Source organism: Mycobacterium fragae, from assembly GCF_002102185.1.
Taxonomy (GTDB): domain Bacteria; phylum Actinomycetota; class Actinomycetes; order Mycobacteriales; family Mycobacteriaceae; genus Mycobacterium; species Mycobacterium fragae.
In genome coordinates this window covers 144004-162779 of sequence record NZ_LQOW01000005.1, presented here as the reverse complement: position 1 = coordinate 162779, position 18776 = coordinate 144004, and the positions used below count along the sequence as shown (strand labels likewise).

24 protein-coding genes are annotated in these 18776 nt (G+C 67.7%); 21 read left to right on the top strand and 3 right to left on the bottom strand.

Translation table 11 applies throughout. From position 1 onward, the window contains the following. Nucleotides 1-36: 36 nt before the first annotated feature. Nucleotides 37-633, bottom strand: coding sequence for a DUF2249 domain-containing protein (locus AWC06_RS03495; RefSeq protein WP_085194407.1), 597 nt, complete (start codon nt 631-633; stop codon nt 37-39). Between the two features lie 54 nt (nt 634-687). Between AWC06_RS03495 and fdxA the strand changes: the two genes are divergently transcribed. Genes fdxA through AWC06_RS03470 form a run of 5 tightly spaced genes read left to right on the top strand, consistent with a single transcriptional unit; the run spans nt 688 to nt 3438 of the window. Continuing rightward, entirely contained in the window at nt 688-1044 is a 357-nt protein-coding gene (gene fdxA, locus AWC06_RS03490) for a ferredoxin (RefSeq protein WP_085194405.1), read from the top strand. Then, entirely contained in the window at nt 1041-1709 is a 669-nt protein-coding gene (locus AWC06_RS03485) for a helix-turn-helix transcriptional regulator (protein ID WP_085194403.1), read from the top strand. The genes fdxA and AWC06_RS03485 overlap by 4 nt, the downstream gene beginning before the upstream one ends. After that, nucleotides 1706-2131: a hypothetical protein gene (locus tag AWC06_RS03480; RefSeq protein ID WP_085194401.1), complete on the top strand. Its 426-nt coding sequence runs from the start codon at nt 1706-1708 to the stop codon at nt 2129-2131. Before AWC06_RS03485 ends, AWC06_RS03480 begins: the two co-directional genes overlap by 4 nt. A gap of 25 nt (nt 2132-2156) precedes the next feature. Next, nucleotides 2157-2489, top strand: a complete 333-nt coding sequence (locus AWC06_RS03475; RefSeq protein WP_085194399.1) for a cupin domain-containing protein — start codon at nt 2157-2159, stop codon at nt 2487-2489. A 4-nt stretch (nt 2490-2493) separates the two neighbouring features. Beyond that, nucleotides 2494-3438: an NAD(P)H-dependent flavin oxidoreductase gene (locus AWC06_RS03470; RefSeq protein WP_085194397.1), complete on the top strand. Its 945-nt coding sequence runs from the start codon at nt 2494-2496 to the stop codon at nt 3436-3438. Between the two features lie 9 nt (nt 3439-3447). Here AWC06_RS03470 and AWC06_RS03465 read toward each other — a convergent pair whose 3' ends face one another. Beyond that, nucleotides 3448-4134, bottom strand: a complete 687-nt coding sequence (locus AWC06_RS03465) for a helix-turn-helix transcriptional regulator (RefSeq protein ID WP_085194395.1) — start codon at nt 4132-4134, stop codon at nt 3448-3450. Nucleotides 4135-4224: 90 nt separating this feature from the next. Here AWC06_RS03465 and AWC06_RS03460 point away from each other — a divergent pair, with 90 nt between their 5' ends. Continuing rightward, nucleotides 4225-4689, top strand: a complete 465-nt coding sequence (locus AWC06_RS03460) for an Rv2617c family stress response/phage resistance protein (RefSeq protein WP_085194394.1) — start codon at nt 4225-4227, stop codon at nt 4687-4689. A gap of 19 nt (nt 4690-4708) precedes the next feature. Here AWC06_RS03460 and AWC06_RS03455 read toward each other — a convergent pair whose 3' ends face one another. After that, the gene (locus AWC06_RS03455) at nt 4709-5206 is read right to left on the bottom strand and encodes a DUF1990 domain-containing protein (protein WP_085194392.1); all 498 of its coding nucleotides are present in this window, start codon (nt 5204-5206) and stop codon (nt 4709-4711) included. A gap of 59 nt (nt 5207-5265) precedes the next feature. On the opposite strand from AWC06_RS03455, the gene AWC06_RS03450 reads away from it, so the two are divergent. From AWC06_RS03450 to ruvB, 15 genes are all read left to right on the top strand, one after another. Next, entirely contained in the window at nt 5266-6144 is an 879-nt protein-coding gene (locus AWC06_RS03450; protein ID WP_085194390.1) for an aldo/keto reductase, read from the top strand. Nucleotides 6145-6194: 50 nt separating this feature from the next. Then, entirely contained in the window at nt 6195-6809 is a 615-nt protein-coding gene (locus AWC06_RS03445) for a PaaI family thioesterase (protein WP_085194388.1), read from the top strand. Nucleotides 6810-6890: 81 nt separating this feature from the next. Next, the gene (thrS, locus tag AWC06_RS03440; protein ID WP_085194615.1) at nt 6891-8942 is read left to right on the top strand and encodes a threonine--tRNA ligase; all 2052 of its coding nucleotides are present in this window, start codon (nt 6891-6893) and stop codon (nt 8940-8942) included. After that, nucleotides 8935-9486 (top strand): ATP adenylyltransferase, encoded by a 552-nt coding sequence (locus AWC06_RS03435; RefSeq protein WP_085194386.1) that lies wholly within the window; start codon nt 8935-8937, stop codon nt 9484-9486. Before thrS ends, AWC06_RS03435 begins: the two co-directional genes overlap by 8 nt. After that, nucleotides 9483-10139, top strand: coding sequence for a phosphatidylinositol phosphate synthase (pgsA, locus tag AWC06_RS03430; protein ID WP_085194384.1), 657 nt, complete (start codon nt 9483-9485; stop codon nt 10137-10139). The genes AWC06_RS03435 and pgsA overlap by 4 nt, the downstream gene beginning before the upstream one ends. Beyond that, entirely contained in the window at nt 10136-11086 is a 951-nt protein-coding gene (locus tag AWC06_RS03425) for a phosphatidylinositol mannoside acyltransferase (protein ID WP_085194382.1), read from the top strand. The genes pgsA and AWC06_RS03425 overlap by 4 nt, the downstream gene beginning before the upstream one ends. Further along, nucleotides 11086-12210, top strand: coding sequence for a glycosyltransferase family 4 protein (locus tag AWC06_RS03420; RefSeq protein ID WP_085194380.1), 1125 nt, complete (start codon nt 11086-11088; stop codon nt 12208-12210). Before AWC06_RS03425 ends, AWC06_RS03420 begins: the two co-directional genes overlap by 1 nt. Further along, nucleotides 12210-13253: an NUDIX hydrolase gene (locus tag AWC06_RS03415; protein WP_085194378.1), complete on the top strand. Its 1044-nt coding sequence runs from the start codon at nt 12210-12212 to the stop codon at nt 13251-13253. Before AWC06_RS03420 ends, AWC06_RS03415 begins: the two co-directional genes overlap by 1 nt. 44 nt (nt 13254-13297) lie before the next feature. After that, nucleotides 13298-14203: a pyridoxal 5'-phosphate synthase lyase subunit PdxS gene (gene pdxS / locus AWC06_RS03410; protein WP_085194376.1), complete on the top strand. Its 906-nt coding sequence runs from the start codon at nt 13298-13300 to the stop codon at nt 14201-14203. Between the two features lie 43 nt (nt 14204-14246). Then, complete coding sequence (tesB, locus tag AWC06_RS03405; RefSeq protein WP_085194374.1) at nt 14247-15092, top strand: acyl-CoA thioesterase II; 846 nt, start codon at nt 14247-14249, stop codon at nt 15090-15092. After that, on the top strand, nt 15089-15685 hold the full coding sequence (gene pdxT / locus AWC06_RS03400) for a pyridoxal 5'-phosphate synthase glutaminase subunit PdxT (RefSeq protein WP_085194372.1): 597 nt from the start codon (nt 15089-15091) through the stop codon (nt 15683-15685). Before tesB ends, pdxT begins: the two co-directional genes overlap by 4 nt. 57 nt (nt 15686-15742) lie before the next feature. Beyond that, nucleotides 15743-16498: a YebC/PmpR family DNA-binding transcriptional regulator gene (locus AWC06_RS03395; protein ID WP_085194371.1), complete on the top strand. Its 756-nt coding sequence runs from the start codon at nt 15743-15745 to the stop codon at nt 16496-16498. A gap of 80 nt (nt 16499-16578) precedes the next feature. After that, a complete protein-coding gene (gene ruvC / locus AWC06_RS03390) occupies nt 16579-17133 on the top strand; it encodes a crossover junction endodeoxyribonuclease RuvC (RefSeq protein WP_085194369.1) in 555 nt (184 codons plus the stop codon). Continuing rightward, nucleotides 17130-17720, top strand: coding sequence for a Holliday junction branch migration protein RuvA (gene ruvA, locus AWC06_RS03385; protein ID WP_085194367.1), 591 nt, complete (start codon nt 17130-17132; stop codon nt 17718-17720). The genes ruvC and ruvA overlap by 4 nt, the downstream gene beginning before the upstream one ends. Further along, the gene (gene ruvB, locus AWC06_RS03380) at nt 17717-18769 is read left to right on the top strand and encodes a Holliday junction branch migration DNA helicase RuvB (RefSeq protein ID WP_085194365.1); all 1053 of its coding nucleotides are present in this window, start codon (nt 17717-17719) and stop codon (nt 18767-18769) included. Before ruvA ends, ruvB begins: the two co-directional genes overlap by 4 nt. The last annotated feature ends 7 nt before the right edge of the window (nt 18770-18776 follow it).

Genomic DNA, 18776 nt, shown 5'->3' with positions numbered 1-18776 from the left:
TGAGTTAGGACGCCATCGGCGTGGTCGCGACGGCCATCAAACTGCCTGGCGCACGGTGGGTGTCAGCGGCAGGATCTCCCGCTTTTGGTGCACGGTCAGGTAGCGCAACCCGTCCGGGCCGGCGCTGAACTGCCGCCGCGATCGCTTGGGCAGCCACAGCAGCGCGCCAGGAACGAGGTCGATCGTGCCCCGCTCGGTGCCGAGTTGCCCGCTGCCGGAGAGCACATGGATCAAGACGTCGACGTCGGCGCCGGCGTGCGCATCGATCCTCCCGCCCGGCGCCAGCGCGATGACGTTCGAGTCCAGGTCGCGTTCGCGAACATCCAGCTTCCACACCGCCCCGGTGACGTCGGGCTCGCTGGGCGCGACGGCTGTGTTGGTCAAGATGCGGGGGAGCGGGGTGGCGGTGAGTTTGGTGATCCGGATCCGCCAGACCGCGGGACCCTTCTCGAGGTATTCCCAGCCGTAGCCACCGGCGTGGTCGGCTTCGAACTCGTCGTGCAGGTGCTTGGGATCGTGGTTGTTGACCAGCACGAATGATTCGCCGACCGACAGCCGCTGGTAAGTGGCGAAGATCGTCGGGTGCTTGTCCGGCTTGCGCAGCTGTCGAACGTCAAGTTCATTATCGGCCATGGATTTTCGCGCCTTCTCTAGTTTTTACAAGTTCGCTTGTGTAAACTCTACCGCATGACGTACGTGATCGGGAAGCCGTGCGTCGACGTGATGGACCGTGCGTGCGTCGACGAGTGCCCGGTGGATTGCATCTACGAGGGGGGCCGGTCGCTCTACATTCACCCCGACGAATGCGTCGACTGCGGCGCATGCGAGCCGGTCTGCCCCGTCGACGCGATCTACTACGAGGACGACCTTCCCGACGAGCTGCAGCCCTACCTTGCCGACAACGAGGCGTTCTTCACCGAGACGCTTCCGGGTCACGACGAGCCGCTCGGCTCGCCGGGCGGGGCCGCCAAAGTCGGCCCGCTTGGCGTCGACACACCGCTTGTGGCTAGCCTGCCCAAAGCGGCACCAACTTCGGGAGAATGAGCGTCATCACCAAGTCGGCACAGCACCCCGCCGGACGCCGCCGCGACGTCTTGCGGGTATTGCGGGCGGCGAATGCTCCGATGAGCATCGTCGCGATCGCCAACGTGCTCGACGTGCACCCGAACACCGTTCGCTTCCATCTGGACAACCTGGTCAGCACAGGCCGGGTGGAGCAGGTCGCGCCCGAGCGCAAAGGGCCCGGCCGGCCCCCGCTGATGTTCCGGGCGACCCGGCAGATGGATCGCGGGGGACCGCGGCGCTACCGGCTGCTCGCCGAGATCCTCAGCATCGGGTTCGCTTCCGGCCGCGACGCCGACGCCAGGGCACTGGCCGCCGGCCGGGCGTGGGGCCGCAAGCTGGAGTCGCCGCGCCGAACCGCCGCAGGGACAATCGGCGCCGGCGAATCGATCGAGCACTTGGTCGATCTGCTCGACGAGTTGGGATTCGCCCCCGAGCGTCGCGGCGACGAGTACGTCGGTCTGCGGCACTGCCCGTTTTTGGAGTTGGCCGAAACCCGGACGAGCGTCGTCTGTCCGATCCACCTGGGACTCATGCAAGGCGCGCTGGAAACCTGGCACGCGCCGGTGACGGTCGATCGGCTGGATGCGTTCGCCGAGCCGGACCTGTGCCTGGCCCACCTCAGCCGGCAAGTCGCCGCGACGTGAGCGCCGGACCGGCGGTAGCGGTCGCGATCAGCTTCGTCTGGCTGGGCATGGTGCTGGCCATCTCCTTCCTCGAAGCGCCGCTGAAATTCCGCGCCCCGGGCGTCACGGTGCAGATCGGGCTCGGCATCGGCCGTCGGGTCTTTCGCGCGCTCAACGTGATCGAGGTGGCTCTCGCCGTCGTCATCCTGGTGGCGACGGTGGCCGACCCGCCACCGGCGACGGTGACAACCGCATTCGCGGTCGCGTTCGCGACGCTTGCGCTGCAGCTGGGAGCGGTGCGACCCCGGCTGAATCGCCGTTCCGACAAGGTGCTCGCCGGCCTCGATGCGCCCCGGTCCCGCGGTCATTACGTTTACGTCGGTCTCGAGGTGATCAAGGTGCTCGCCTTGGCCACCGCCGGGATTCTTCTACTATCCAGCTGAGGCAACTCGACCGAAGGGCGCATTGATGGAAACCATTTCGCTGACCAGCCTGGCCGAGGAAAAGCTGGCCGAGGCCCGACAGGCACGCAGCGGTCGTGCCTCGCACACGATTCACGGCGGGCACACCCACGAACTGCGGCAGACCGTGATGGCACTGCTGGCCGGGCGTGAGCTCTCCGAACACGACAGCCCCGGGCAGGCGTCGCTGCAGGTCCTGAAGGGACACGTGCACCTCACCGCCGGTGACGACGTGTGGGACGGCAAGGCCGGGGACTACGTCGTGATCCCGCCGCAGCGGCACTCCCTACAGGCAGTCGACGATTCAGTGGTCATGCTGACTGTTTTCAAGAGCCTTTAGCCAGTTGTTGTCGACGCCGTGGTCGCGGGACATGGGCCTGCGGGTGCCGATCGTCAACGCCCCGATGGGCGGGGTCGCCGGCGGGCGGCTGGCGGCCGCGGTGAGCGCCGCGGGCGGACTGGGCATGGTCGGCATGGGCAGTGCCGGGTCGACGTCGTCGCTCGAGGGCGAGTTGCCGCACGTGCGCGGGACGTTCGGAATCGGCTTGGTGGACTGGGTGATTCGCCAAGAGCCGCAGCTGCTGGACGCGGCGCTGGCCACCCGACCCGCACTGCTGTCGGTCAGCTTCGGCACCGACTTGTCCTGGGTCGCTCGCGTGCATGACGCTGGGATCGCCGCCGCTACACAGGTTTACGACAGCGCCGACGCGCGGCGAGCCCAGGACGCCGGAATCGACCTGCTGGTGGCCCGCGGCGCCGAAGGCGGCGGCCACGGGGACGCGACGATCGCGACGCTGCCGCTGCTCGACGCCGTTTTGGACGTCGCAACAGTGCCGGTGCTGGCGGCCGGCGGAATCGCCTCGCCGCGTAGCCTCGCTGCCGTGCTGGCCGCCGGCGCCAGCGGAGCGTGGTTAGGCACCTGCCTGTCGGCCACCTCCGAGGCGCTGACCACCGACGGCGCCCGGCAAGCGCTGGTCACGGCCCGCGAGACCGACACCACCAGCACCCGCGTGTTCGACATCGCTCGTGGGTTGCCCTGGTCGGAGCGGTTCCCGTCGCGCGTGCTGCGCAACGAATTCGTCGAGCGTTGGGCCGGCCGCGAGGACGCACTCGCTGACGATGCGGAGGCGCAGGCCGAGCTCGCGGCGGCGATCGCCGCAGACAATCGTCGGACCGCCCCGGTCGATGCCGGTCAAGGCGTCGGGATGGTCACCGCCGTAGAGCCAGTCGGCCACGTGATCGAGCGACTCTGCACGGGCGCGGAAGAGCTGCTGGCGAAGTGGCGCTAGAGCGCTCGGTTATGACCCCGGCCTGAGCACCACACAACACCGTTCGGGCTGCGGCTCAAGACAGGTGTGCGGGCTGTGCGGTGCCAGCGCGTCGGCCACCCCGCAGACCAGCGCGTGGTTCATGCCGCAGGCCAGTTCGGTCTGCTGTCGAGCCAGCGCATGAAACGGGCAATTCGCCAGCTGCACTTCGCCATTCGTGTATCGCGGCTCGTAGCCGTAGTCAGTCAGCACGGCCGCCGCGAGCTGGAGTGCTGAGTCGCGGTCGGACGGCCGATCGATATGTTCCGCGATGGCCCGGCCGTATTCACGAGCGATCTGGTCCAGCGCCTCGACGGCGGGCACGCCGGTCGCTGCGGATCGGGCGATGGCGTCGGCCATCAGCCGCCCTGCCAGCTCGTACTCCCGCGGGGGCAGGCTCACTGCGATGTCGCGACGGGCCCGGCGATACAGCTTCGACGTGCGCCCCGCACCGGGACCGGACCGGCCCGTCACCCGCGCATAGTCGCACTCCAGCAGGCCCTCGTCCGCCAGCCGGTCCAGGTGGAACTTCGCCTGGTGGCGCGCGATACCGACAGCGTCCGCCGCCTGGTCGCGGCTGACCGGCCCGGGTTGCGAGCACACAAACAGATAGAGCCGGTGGCGTACCGGGTCGGCGAGGGCGCCGATACCGGCGGCGTCGCGTCGCATGCCGTCCATGGGCCGCTCATTTCTAACAGACAAAAGACTTGACGCTACATACTACAGCTTCTAACGTTTTGTTTGTTATCCGTTAGAAAAGGAGTGGCCATGAGCACCTACCAAACTGCCAATCCGCAGCTCGGCGACCGGTTGAAGGATCCGACGTTTGCGGCCTACGCGCTGCTGCGGACCGTTTTCACCGTCGCGCCGATCCTGTTCGGGCTGGATAAGTTCTTCAATCTGCTCACCCACCCGCATCACTGGAGCATGTATCTGGCCCCCTGGATCGACAACATCGTTCCCGGTACCGCCGACCAGTGCATGTACCTCGTGGGGGTGATCGAGATCGCGGCCGGTGTGCTGGTCGCGATCGCACCAAGGATCGGCGCCTGGGTGGTGGCGGCATGGCTGGCCGGCATCATCATCAACCTGGTGACGCTGTCCGGCTACTACGACATCGCATTGCGTGACTTCGGCCTGCTGGTCGGCGCCGTCGCACTCGGGCTGCTGGCCCAGGGCGTGCACGCCGCCCACGCCGGCCCCGCCGTCCACGCCGAAAAGACGGTCAGGTAGAGCTCGACGGGCCCTGGCGTCACACCGCCCGAACGTAGCGTTTGTTCATCACGCGCTGGGCCAGTGACGTCAGCGGCCCGCCCGCTTTGCTCCACCACGTCGCCGGCCGGGAGAACGCGGACACCTCCGCGAACACCGCGCCGGTGACCGGGTCGTGGCGCACCGCGAACCGTTCCTCACCCGACTCGGGGTGCCCGGGCAAGGTGCCGTAGGCGAATCCCCGCACGGTGGGCTCGTCGATCACGTAGACCACCCGGCACGGTGCTTGCAGGAAACCGATTTTGACGACCACCACCGTGCCGACGGTGGCGACCTCGCTGCTGGCCTGAACCCGCAGCCCGCTGCCACGCTGCATGCCCCAGTGCATGACGGCGTCGGCGGCCTGGTCGAAGCGCAGTTGACCCATACCGATGTGGGCCGAGTAGCCGATGTGTTTATACCCGGGGGGCGGCGGGCCCGCCGTCGCACCGACTTCCGGGTAGGTCAGGGGCTGCTGAGCAAGTGTGTACAAGTCCACGCGTGTTAGCTTGCCACGCGGCCGCGGGGCCAAACGCGGCGCGGCGTACGGTCAAAAAGATGACTGCACACACCGCGAAAGCCCAGGCATCCGGAACGTTCACGCTCGGCGACCTGACGGTCAACCGGCTCGGATTCGGCGCGATGCGCCTCACCGGCAAGGGCGTGTGGGGCCCGCCGGCCGACCGCGAGGAATCCGTACGGGTGTTACGACGCGCCGTGGAACTAGGTGTCAACTTCATCGACACCGCGGACTCCTACGGCCCCTACATCTCCGAAGACATCATCGCCGAGGCGCTGCACCCCTATGACGGCTTGGTGATTGCGACCAAGGCAGGGCTGCTGCGCACCGGGCCGGATGTCTGGATACCGCTGGGCAATCCCACGTATCTGCGCCAGGAATGCTTGATGAGCCTACGGCGGCTGCGGGTCGACACCATCGACCTGTTTCAGTTGCACCGCGTCGACCCGAACTTCCCGCTGGCCGACCAGGTCGGCGAGCTGGTCAAGCTGAAAGACGAAGGCAAGATCCACCACATCGGCTTGTCGGAGGTCAACGTCGAGCAGTTGACGGAGGCTCAGCAGATCACCGAAATCGTGTCTGTGCAGAACCTTTACAACCTGACCAACCGCGCCGCCGAACCGCTGCTGGACGCCTGCACCGAACAGCGCATCGGCTTCATCCCGTGGTTCCCGCTGGCCGCCGGGCCGCTGGCCGCGCCCGACGGGCCGCTGGCCCGCATCGGTGCCGAGCACCAGAACGCGACGCCCTCGCAGATGGCGCTGGCGTGGCTGCTGAAGCGCTCGCCGGTGATGCTGCCGATCCCGGGCACCTCGAGCGTGGCGCACCTGGAAGAGAACGTCGCCGCCGCCGAGATCACACTGTCCGACGACGAGTTCGAGGCGTTGGCGAGCGCGGGGGCGTCACACAGCGATTGACTCTGCGTCTAGGGTGCAAAAGTGCGAGTAGGCCACGCCCTGAGCGCAGAGTGAACGCCCGACACCCCGGCGGGGGCTTCAATCCGCCCGAACCGACCACCAAGGGTGGGCCCGATTACGGCCGGTTCATCGAGGCGGTGCGCACGCTGCAGGATCATGCCCGGGCGGTCGACGCGCCCGACGAGGTGATCAGCGAGGCGGCCAATCTGATCGAGAAGGTGTCCGATTTGCTGAGCCCATTCGACACCGACGAATGGCAGACGCCATCCGGCCGGCGGATGGACCTGCCGAGCCGTGGCAATGTTCTGCCTGTGCCGATGAAGGTGCACAAGACTGACGACGGCCGGGTCCGCGGCTGGGCCCGTTTTCGGCGGTTTCACCTGGGACGCAACGGCGCCGTGCACGGCGGCGCGCTCGGGCTGCTGTTCGACTCCGTGTTGGGTATGACGTCCGCGGTGATCACCGGCGGCCCCCGGCAGCGCACCGCATACCTGCACATCAATTACCGCCGGATCGTTCCCATTGAAAAGGAGCTGCAGATCGATGCGGGAATCGACCGGGTCGAGGGCCGCAAGATCTTCGTGTCGGGCACGTTGAGCGACGGCGACACCGTGCTGACCGACAGCGAGGCGCTCTTTGTCCTACTCAAACCCGGCCAGCCGTAAGGCTGGAACCCTCGGCGGCGACCGCCCCGATAGCATGGTCGGGTCAGTTTCGACACCCCGAAAGCCATGGAGACCGCCGCGATGAGCGCCCCCGCAAACCCTGCCCCAGCCCTGATCCGGGTTGCGGCCGGGACGACCGCGGCCGCCGCGGTGCGTGAGGCGGGCCTGCCGGGCCGCGGCGCGCCCGACGCGATCGTGGTGGTGCGCGACGGCGATGGCAAGCTGCGGGACTTGAGTTGGGCGCCCGACGCCGACGCGGAGGTCACTCCGGTGGCCGCCGATACCGAGGATGGACGCAGCGTCATCCGGCATTCCTGCGCCCATGTGTTGGCCCAGGCCGTCCAAGACCTGTTCCCGGACGCCAAGCTGGGCATCGGGCCGCCGATCACCGACGGCTTCTATTACGACTTCGACGTGCCGCAGCCGTTCACCCCTGAGGACCTTGAGGCGCTGGAGAAGCGGATGCGCCAGATCCTCAAGGACGGGCAACTGTTTTCCCGGCGGGTCTACGAATCCAAGGAGCAGGCTCGCGCGGAATTGGCCCACGAGCCCTACAAGCTCGAGCTCGTCGACGACAAGTCCGGCGACCCGGCGGTGATGGAGGTCGGCGGCGACGAGCTCACCGCCTATGACAACCTCAATCCCCGCACCCGCGAACGGGTTTGGAGTGACCTTTGCCGCGGCCCGCACATCCCCACCACACGCCACATCCCGGCGTTCAAGCTCACCCGCAGCTCCGCGGCCTACTGGCGCGGTGACCAGAACAATGCCAGCCTGCAGCGCATCTACGGCACCGCCTGGGAGTCGGCCGACGCGCTCGACCGCCACCTGCAGCTAGTGGAAGAGGCCCAGCGTCGCGACCACCGCAAACTGGGCATCGAGTTGGACCTGTTCAGCTTCCCCGACGAAATCGGTTCCGGCTTACCGGTTTTCCATCCGAAGGGCGGCGTCGTGCGCAGGGAGTTGGAGGAGTATTCGCGGCGCAAGCACATCGAGGCCGGCTACGAATTCGTCAACACCCCGCACATCACCAAAGCCGAGCTGTTCCACACCTCCGGGCATCTGGACTGGTACGCCGAGGCGATGTTCCCGCCGATGCACCTCGACGCCGAGTACGACGACGACGGCACCGTGCGCAAACCCGGGCAGGACTACTACCTCAAGCCGATGAACTGCCCGATGCACACCTTGATCTACGCCGCGCGTGGGCGGTCCTATCGCGAACTTCCGTTGCGGCTCTTCGAGTTCGGCACCGTCTACCGCTACGAGAAGTCCGGGGTGGTGCACGGGCTGACCCGGGCCCGCGGCTTCACCATGGACGACGCGCACATCTTCTGCGCTCGCGAGCAATTGCCCGACGAACTGGCGTCGCTAATGCGGTTCGTGCTCGAGTTGCTCGGCGACTATGGCCTGGAGGACTTTTATCTGGAGCTGTCCACCAAGGATCCCGAGAAGTTCGTCGGCTCCGAGCAGATGTGGCAGGAAGCCACCGACACCCTGGCCCAGGTGGCGGCGGATTCCGGCCTGGAGCTGGTGCCAGATCCGGGTGGTGCGGCGTTCTACGGACCCAAGATCTCGGTGCAGGCCCGCGACGCGCTGGGCCGCAGCTGGCAGATGTCGACCATCCAGGTGGACTTCAACTTCCCGGAGCGCTTCGAGCTGGAGTACACCGCCGCCGACGGCACCCGCAAGCGTCCGGTGATGATCCACCGGGCGCTGTTCGGGTCGATCGAGCGGTTCTTCGGCATTCTCACCGAGCACTACGCGGGTGCCTTCCCGGCGTGGCTGGCTCCGGTGCAGGTGGTCGGCATTCCGGTAACCGACGGCCATGTGCCGTATTTGGAAGACGTTGCCGCGCAGCTGAAATCCCGCGGGGTGCGGGTCGAGGTGGATGCCAGCGACGACCGGATGGCCAAGAAGATCGTCAACCACACGAACCAAAGGGTGCCGTTCATGCTGCTGGCCGGCGACCGCGATGTCGAGGCCGGCGCGGTGAGTTTTCGGTTCGGGGACCGCAGCCAGATCAACGGGGTGCCTCGCGACGACGCGGTGGCAGCGATCGTGGGTTGGATAGCCGACCGCGAGAACGCCGCTCCCACAGCGGAGCTGATGAAGGTGAGCAGTCGTGAGTGACGACGACGCGATCGTCGACAGGGGCGTGGGTGAGGCCGACCACCTTCAGCGGTTGTGGACCCCTTATCGAATGTCCTATCTGGCCGAGGCGCCGCTGAAGCGCGAGAACTCCGACCCTGCACAGCTGTTCACCGACATTCCCCAACTGTCCGACGAGGACGGCCTCGTGGTCGCGCGGGGCGAGCTGGTCTACGCCGTCCTCAACCTGTATCCGTATAACCCCGGTCACCTGATGGTGGTGCCGTACCGGCGAGTGTCCGAACTCGAGGACCTCACCGACAAGGAGAGTGCGGAACTGATGGCTTTCACGCAGAAGGCCATTCGCGTCATCAAGAGTGTGTCGCATCCGCACGGCTTCAATGTCGGGCTGAACCTGGGGATATCGGCCGGCGGATCGCTGGCCGAACACCTGCACGTGCACGTCGTGCCGCGGTGGGGCGGCGACGCCAACTTCATCACGATCGTCGGCGACTCCAAGGTCATCCCGCAGTTGCTGCGCGACACCCGCGAGCTGCTGGCCACCGAGTGGGAAAAGCAACCGTGAGCAAGCTGCTGTCCCGTGAAGGGGTCGCGCGGGTCACCACACCGCTGGCGCGAGCGTTCCTGCGGGCGGGCTTCACCGCAGACGGGGTCACGATCATGGGCACCGCCGCCTCGGTGGTGGCCGCGCTGACGTTGTTTCCCACCGGCCGGCTGTTCGCCGGTACGTTCGTGATCTGGTTTTTCGTCATGTTCGACATGCTCGACGGGGCGATGGCACGGGAAAGCGGCGGCGGCAGCCGGTTCGGCGCGGTACTGGACGCCACCTGCGATCGCATCAGCGACGGCGCGGTGTTCTGCGGCCTGGCGTGGTGGGCGGCGTTCGGCCTGCGCAGCCCGTCGCTGGTGGTGGCGACGTTGATCTGCCTGGTCACCTCGCAGGTGATCTCCTACATCAAGGCCCGCGCCGAAGCCAGCGGGCTGCGCGGCGACGGCGGTTTCATCGAGCGGCCGGAACGGTTGATCATCGTGCTGGTTGGCGCGGGGTTGTCGGACCTGCCGGTGTTTCCGTTGACCTGGGCGCTGCACGTGGCCATGTGGCTGCTCGCCATCGCCAGCTTGATCACCTGTGCTCAGCGGCTGCACACCGTGCGGCACTCGCCGGGAGCGGGCGATCCGATGGCCGCCCCACCAGAACCCGGAAACAGCGAGCCGTGATCTCCAACCCGGCAGGGCTGAAACTGCCTGGAGTCAAGGGCTTCTCGTTGACGAGCCGGTTGACGGACTGGGGCTATGCGGCCGGGTGGATGGCGGTGCGCGCCATGCCCGAGTTCGCCGCGCGCAACGTGTTCGACGCCGGGGCACTCTACGCGTCGCTGGGCGGCGGACCGGACCAGCTGCGCAAGAATCTGGCCCGGGTGATTTCAGTGCCGCCGGCCGAAGTGCCCGGGTCGCTGATGCGGGCGTCGCTGGCCTCCTATGCGCGCTACTGGCGGGAGGTGTTCCGCCTGCCGACGATGGACCACCAGGCGCTGGGCCGGCAACTCTCCGAACTGATTCTGGGCCAGGAAAATCTCGACGCGGCGCTGGCGGCCGGCCGCGGCGCCGTGCTGGCGTTGCCGCACAGCGGCAATTGGGATATGTCCGGGGTGTGGCTGGTACAGGCTCACGGCACCTTCACCACCGTCGCCGAGCGGCTCAAGCCCGAATCGCTGTACCGTCGTTTTATCGACTACCGGGAGAGCCTGGGCTTTGAGGTGCTCCCACTGTCCGGCGGTGAGCGGTCACCATTCGAACTGCTCAGCGAACGGCTGCGGGATAACGGGATTGTGTGTCTGATGGCGGAGCGGGACCTCACCCGAACCGGGGTGCAGGTCGACTTCTTCGGCGAACCCACCAGGATGCCGGCCGGATCGGCGAAGCTGGCGATCGAAACCGGGGCAGCGCTGCTGCCGGTGCATTGCTGGTATGACGGCGACCTGTCCCGCGCTGAGATATACCCGGCGCTGGACTGCACCAGCCGCGACGTCGGCGTCATCACCCAGGCGCTGGCCGACCAGTTCGCCAAGAACATCGCCGCGCACCCGGCCGACTGGCATATGCTGCAGCCGCAATGGCTGGCCGATCTGTCCCCCGAGCGACGGGCCGGATTGGGGGGCGCCTGATGCGGATCGGGATGGTGTGCCCGTACTCGTTCGACGTGCCGGGCGGGGTTCAGGCCCATGTGCTGCAGCTCGCCGAGGTGATGCGCCAGCGCGGTCATACGGTCAGCGTGCTGGCACCGTCGTCGCCGCATGTTCAGTTGCCCGACTATGTGGTGTCCGCGGGCAGGGCCGTCCCGATTCCGTACAACGGCTCGGTGGCCCGGCTGCAGTTCAGCCCGGCAGTACACGGCCGGGTGCGAAGGTGGCTGGCCGACGGCGACTTCGACGTGCTGCACCTGCACGAGCCCAACGCGCCCAGCCTGTCGATGTGGGCCTTGCGGGTGGCCGAGGGGCCGATCGTGGCGACATTTCATACGTCGACCACAAAATCGTTGACGCTGACGGTGTTTCAGGGCGTGCTGCGGCCCTGGCACGAGAAGATCATCGGCCGCATCGCGGTGTCCGATTTGGCGAGGCGCTGGCAGATGGAAGCGCTCGGATCCGACGCGGTCGAGATTCCCAACGGCGTTGACGTGGCGTCGTTCGCGTCGGCGCCGCTGCTGGAGGGCTACCCGCGGCCCGGCAAGACCGTGCTGTTTTTGGGGCGCTACGACGAGCCCCGCAAGGGCATGGCGGTTTTGATGGACGCGCTGCCCCACCTGGTCGAGCACTTCCCCGGGGTGCAGCTGCTGATCGTCGGGCGCGGCGATGAAGACGAATTACGCGGCAAGGCAGGCGAATTGGCCGGCCATCTGCGTTTCCTCGGCCAGGTGGACGACGCCGCGAAGGCATCCGCGCTCCGCAGCGCCGATGTCTACTGCGCGCCCCATACCGGAGGGGAGAGCTTCGGCATTGTGCTGGTCGAGGCGATGGCCGCGGGCACCCCGGTGGTGGCCAGCGACCTGCACGCGTTCCGGCGGGTACTGCGCGACGGCGAGGCGGGCCGGCTGGTGCCGGTCGACGACGGTCCCGCGCTGGCCGCTGCCCTGGTCGACGTCTTGGAGAACGACGCGATGCGGGAGCGCTACATCGCGGCCGGCGCCCAGGCAGTGCGCCGCTATGACTGGTCGGTGGTGGCCGAGCAGATCATGCGGGTCTATCAGACGGTTGCCGGCTCGGGCAGCAAGGTTCAGGTCGCGAGCTGATGGTATGGCCGATCCTTCTCATCTTTGCCCTGGTGCTGCTGCTTGCGGTGCTGGTCGTGGTGGGTGCCCTGGCCTATCAGACGGCCAACCGGCTGGACCGCTTACACGTGCGCTACGACCTGTCCTGGCAGGCGCTTGACGGCGCGCTGGCGCGCCGCGCCGTGGTCGCCCGCGCGGTGGCTGCCGACGCGCTGGACGAGTCTGCGGGCAGGCACTTGGTGGCGCTGGCCGATGCCGCCGAGCGGGCGCCCCGGCCGGCTCGCGAGGCGTGCGAGAACGAGTTGTCCGCGGCGCTGGCGATGGTCGATCCGGCGTCGCTGCCGGCGGGTCTGATCGCCGAGCTGGCCGACGCCGAAGCGCGGGTGGTGCTGGCCCGCCGTTTCCACAACGACGCGGTGCGGGACACCTTGGCGCTGCGCGAAAGGCGCATGGTCCGGCTGCTGCGGCTGGGTGGAAGGGCTCCTCTGCCAAGCTATTTCGAGATTGCGGAACGGTCTCATGCGATGCGCCACGACGATCACCGTCCGGCTGGCCGGCGCACCTCGGCGCGGGTGGTGCTGCTCGACGAAACCGGGGCCGTGCTGTTGCTGTGCGGATCTGACCCGGCAGTGTCCGGCGGGCCTGGAAAACCCGCGCCGCGGTGGTGGTTCACCGTCGGCGGGGAGACCGCCGACGGGGAGTCGCTGGCCGAGGCCGCCGCGCGTGAGCTGGCCGAGGAGACCGGTTTGCGGGTCGACCCCGCCGACATGGTCGGACCGATCTGGCGGCGCGACGCCGTCTTCGACTTCAACGGCTCGGCGATCGACAGCGAGGAGTACTTCTTCGTCTACCGCACGCAGCGGTTCGAGCCGTCCACCGCCGGGCGCACCGAGCTGGAAAACAGCTACATCCACTGCCATCGCTGGTGTCACACCGACGACATCGCCGAGCTGGTGGCCGCCGAGGAAACGGTGTACCCGCTTCAGCTCGCCGAGCTACTCGCCGATGCGGTCGCGCTGGCCGGGGCACCGGATCGGCCGCGCCAGCTGCAGTCCATCCGCTGAGGTGCGCGAAATACGGTTTGCCGTCCACCACTAGACTTGGATGCATGGATACCGCGTCAAACGGCGGCCCGCAGACTGGAACGGCGCGGGTCAAGCGCGGCATGGCCGAGATGCTCAAGGGCGGCGTCATCATGGACGTTGTCACCCCGGAGCATGCCCGTATCGCCGAGGGCGCCGGCGCCGTCGCGGTGATGGCGCTGGAACGCGTGCCTGCCGATATCCGCGCCCAGGGCGGCGTCTCCCGGATGAGCGACCCGGACATGATCGAGGGCATCATCTCCGCGGTCACCATTCCGGTGATGGCCAAGGCCCGCATCGGGCACTTCGTCGAGGCGCAGATCCTGCAGAGCCTGGGCGTCGACTACATCGACGAGTCCGAGGTGCTCACCCCCGCCGACTACACCCACCACATCGACAAGTGGAAGTTCACGGTGCCGTTCGTGTGCGGCGCGACCAACCTCGGCGAAGCTTTAAGGCGTATCAACGAGGGTGCGGCGATGATCCGCTCCAAAGGCGAAGCCGGTACCGGTGACGTCTCCAACGCGACCACCCACATGCGGGCGATCGGCGGTGAGATCCGACGGCTGACGTCGCTCTCCGATGACGAGTTGTACGTTGCCGCAAAGGAATTGCAAGCGCCGTATGAGCTTGTCGTCGAGGTGGCCCGAGCGGGCAAGCTGCCGGTCACACTGTTCACCGCCGGCGGCATCGCCACCCCGGCCGACGCGGCGATGATGATGCAGCTCGGCGCCGAAGGTGTGTTCGTCGGCTCGGGCATCTTCAAGTCCGGCGACCCCGCGCAGCGCGCCGCCGCGATCGTCAAGGCCACCACGTTCTATGACGACCCGGACGTGCTGGCCAAGGTGTCACGCGGGCTGGGCGAACCGATGGTCGGCATCAATGTGGAGGAGATCGCCGCGCCGCATCGCCTGGCCGAGCGCGGCTGGTGATTAACGGCGATGAGCGCTTGCGCGAAGAGCAGACGGTCATAGCGTGTCGATCGAGCAGATCCTTGATCTCGAGCAACTCGAGGTCAACATCTACCGCGGCAGGGTGTTCAGCCCGGAATCGGGTTACTTTCAGCGCACCTTCGGCGGGCATGTGGCGGGACAGTCGTTGGTGTCGGCGGTGCGCACGGTCGATCCGCACTTTCTGGTGCATTCACTGCACGGCTACTTCATCCGGCCCGGAGATGCCCAGGCGCCCACGGTTTTTCTGGTCGAGCGTCTGCGCGACGGTGGCTCGTTTTGCACCCGGCGGGTCAACGCCATCCAGCACGGCGAAACGATCTTCTCCATGTCGGCGTCGTTCCAGACCGATCAGGAGGGCATCCACCACCAGGACGTGATGCCGTCGGCGCCGCCGCCGGACGACCTGCCCGGGTTGAAGTCGATGAAAGTGTTCGACGACGCGGGATTTCGCCAATTCGAAGAATGGGACGTGCGGATCGTGCCGCGGGAGAAATTGGTACTGCTGCCCGGGCTCGCGTCGCAGCAGCAGGTGTGGTTTCGGCATCGCGATCCGCTGCCCGACGATCCGGTGCTGCACATCTGCGCGCTGGCCTACATGAGCGACCTGACGCTCTTGGGATCGGCCCAGGTCACCCACCTCGAGGAGCGGTCGCATCTGCAGGTGGCGTCGCTGGATCATGCCATGTGGTTCATGCGGACGTTCCGCGCCGACGAGTGGCTGCTCTACGACCAGTCGTCGCCGTCGGCGACCGGCGGTCGCTCGCTGACCCAGGGCAAGATCTTCAACCAGTACGGCGAGATGGTTGCCGCCGTCATGCAGGAGGGGTTGACCCGCTACAAGCGTGATTTCCGTCCGGGCAGCCAATGAGCCCGTCGCGCATCGGTGTCTTGGCGCTGCAGGGCGACACCCGAGAACACCTGGCGGCGTTGCGCGACGCGGGTGCCGACCCAGTGCCTGTGCGGCGCCGTGACGAACTCGACACCGTCGACGCATTGGTCATCCCCGGTGGGGAGTCCACCACGATGAGTCATCTGCTGCGCGACCTCGATCTGCTGGAGCCGTTGCGCACCCGATTGACGGACGGCTTCCCCGCGTACGGCGCGTGCGCCGGGATGATCCTGTTGGCCAGCGAGATTCTCGACGCAGGCGCGGGCGGCCGCGAGGCCCTACCTTTGGGCGGTATCGATATGACCGTGCGGCGCAACGCTTTCGGACGTCAGGTCGACTCCTTCGAAGGCGATATCGCGTTCGGTGGTTTCGACGAGCCGGTGCACGCGGTGTTCATCCGCGCGCCGTGGGTGGAGCGGTGCGGGCCTGAGGTGCAGGTGCTGGCCCGGGCGGCCGATCATGTGGTGGCGGTGCGGCAGGGCCCGGTGTTGGCCACGGCGTTCCATCCGGAGATGACGCGTGATCGCCGCATCCACCGGTTGTTCGTCGACATCGTCAACGGGCGCGCCTGATCGGTCCACGTAGACTCGTCTGGCGAACTTTCGAAGCGACAGAAGAGGTAGTAGGGGATGAGCGGCCATTCCAAATGGGCCACCACCAAGCACAAGAAGGCCGTCGTCGACGCGCGGCGCGGCAAGATGTTCGCCCGCCTGATCAAGAACATCGAGGTCGCGGCCCGCGTGGGCGGCGGCGACCCGGCGGGCAACCCGACGCTGTACGACGCGATCCAGAAGGCGAAAAAGAGTTCGGTGCCCAACGAGAACATCGAACGGGCCCGCAAACGCGGTGCTGGCGAGGAGGCCGGTGGCGCCGACTGGCAAACCATCACCTACGAGGGCTACGGTCCCAACGGGGTGGCCGTGCTGATCGAATGCCTGACCGACAACCGCAACCGCGCCGCCAGCGAGGTCCGGGTCGCGATGACCCGCAACGGCGGCAGCATGGCCGACCCCGGATCGGTGGCTTACCTGTTCTCGCGCAAGGGCGTGGTGACGCTGGAGAAGGACGGGCTGACCGAGGACGACGTGCTCACCGCGGTGCTCGACGCGGGCGCTGAGGACGTCAACGACCTCGGTGACAGCTTCGAGGTGATCTCCGAGCCCGGCGACCTGGTGGCGGTGCGGACCGCCCTGCAGAACGCCGGCATCGACTACGACTCCGCGGAGGCCAGCTTCCAGCCGTCGGTCAGCGTGCCGGTCGACCTCGACGGCGCCCGCAAGGTGTTCAAGCTGGTCGACGCGCTGGAGGACAGCGACGACGTGCAGAACGTGTGGACCAACGTCGACGTCTCCGACGAGGTGCTGGCGGCGCTCGACGAGGACTAGCGCCCCGCGTGTCCTACCGGGCGTTGTCGGTCCCGCCCAGTAGGGTATCGAACAACCGTTCGGCATCGAGGGAGCGTGACGTGCGCGTGATGGGCGTCGACCCGGGACTGACCCGCTGCGGGCTGTCGGTGGTCGAGACCGGGCGCGGCCGCCAGCTCACCGCGCTTGACGTCGACGTGGTGCGCACGCCCGCCGACCAATCGGTGCCGAGGCGGCTGCTGATGATCAGCGAGCACGTCGACCATTGGCTGGACACGCATCAGCCCGACGTCATGGCCATCGAGCGGGTGTTCTCCCAGCAGAATGTGTCGACCGTGATGGGCACCGCGCAGGCCGGTGGCGTGATCGCGCTGGCGGCGGCCAAACGCGGCATCGACGTGCACTTCCACACCCCGAGCGAGGTCAAAGCCGCGGTCACCGGCAACGGCCGAGCAGGCAAACCGCAGGTCACCGAGATGGTCACGAAAATCCTTGCACTGCAAGCCAAACCGACGCCGCCCGACGCCGCCGACGCGTTGGCGCTGGCGATCTGTCACTGTTGGCGGGCCCCGATGCTCGCGCGGATGGCCGCGGCCGAGGCCATGGCGGCCGAGCAGCGCAAAAGGTTTGCGGCGAAAGTCAAGGCGGCAACATGATCGCGTCTGTCCGCGGAGAGGTGCTCGACGTCGCTCTCGATCACGTCGTCATCGAGGCGGCGGGGGTGGGCTACAAGTTGATGGCGACGCCGTCGACCCTGGCGACGCTGCGCCGCGGCAGCGAGGCCCGGCTGATCACCGCGATGATCGTGCGCGAAGATTCGATGACGCTCTACGGATTTCCCGACACCGACGCCCGCGACCTGTTCCTGACGTTATTGGGGGTCTCCGGTGTCGGACCCAAGATCGCGCTGGCCTCCCTCGCGGTCTACGACGCGCCCGCGCTGCGCCAGGCACTGGCCGACGGCGACGTCACCGCGCTCACCCGGGTGCCCGGCATCGGGAAGCGCGGCGCCGAGCGGATGGTGCTCGAGCTGCGCGACAAGATCGGGCCGGTGGGCACAGGTGCGGCGGTAGCATCGGTCAACGGCCACGCGGTCCGCGGTCCTGTCGTGGAAGCCCTTGTGGGACTTGGCTTTGCGGCCAAGCAAGCCGAGGAGGCCATCGACAAAGTGATGGCCAATGAGCCGGAAGCCACCACGTCGACCGCGCTGCGCGCCGCCCTGTCGATGTTGGGTAAGAAATGAGTCGCTTCGAGGACGACGAGCCCGAGGACCGGGAAGTCTCCGCCGCGCTCACCGTCGGCGAGGGCGACATCGACGCCAGCCTGCGGCCACGCTCGCTGCGCGAGTTCATCGGTCAGCCGCGGGTTCGTGAGCAGCTGCAGCTGGTCATCGAGGGCGCCAAAAACCGTGGCAGCACACCGGATCACATCCTGCTGTCCGGCCCGCCCGGGCTGGGCAAGACGTCGCTGGCAATGATCATCGCCGCCGAGCTGGGGTCGTCGCTGCGGGTGACGTCGGGGCCGGCGCTGGAACGCGCCGGCGACCTGGCGGCGATGCTGTCCAACCTCGTCGAGCATGACGTGCTGTTCATCGACGAGATTCACCGCATCGCCCGCCCCGCCGAGGAGATGCTCTACCTGGCTATGGAGGACTTCCGCGTCGACGTCGTCGTCGGCAAAGGCCCTGGGGCGACATCGATTCCACTGGAGGTCGCGCCGTTCACCCTGGTCGGTGCGACCACCCGCTCCGGCGCGCTGACCGGCCCTCTGCGTGATCGGTTCGGGTTTACCGCGCACATGGATTTCTATGAGCCCGCGGAGCTGGAGCGGGTGTTGGCCCGCTCCGCGGGCATCCTGGGCATCGAGCTGGGCGCCGACGCAGGCGCGGAGATCGCCCTACGGTCACGGGGCACGCCGCGGATCGCCAACCGGTTGTTGCGCCGGGTCCGCGATTTTGCCGAGGTGCGTGCCGACGGCGTCATCACCCGCGACGTCGCCAAGTCGGCGCTGGAGGTTTACGACGTCGACGAGCTCGGCCTGGACCGCCTGGACCGTGCGGTGCTGTCGGCGTTGACCCGCAGCTTCGGGGGCGGTCCGGTCGGGGTGTCGACGCTGGCGGTGGCGGTCGGGGAGGAGGCCGCCACGGTCGAGGAGGTGTGCGAGCCATTTCTGGTGCGGGCAGGCATGATCGCGCGCACGCCGCGCGGCCGGGTCGCGACGCCGCAGGCATGGACCCACCTGGGGATGACGCCGCCGGTAGGAGTCCTCGGGCAGCCGGCGCTGTTCGAATAGGAGGGCG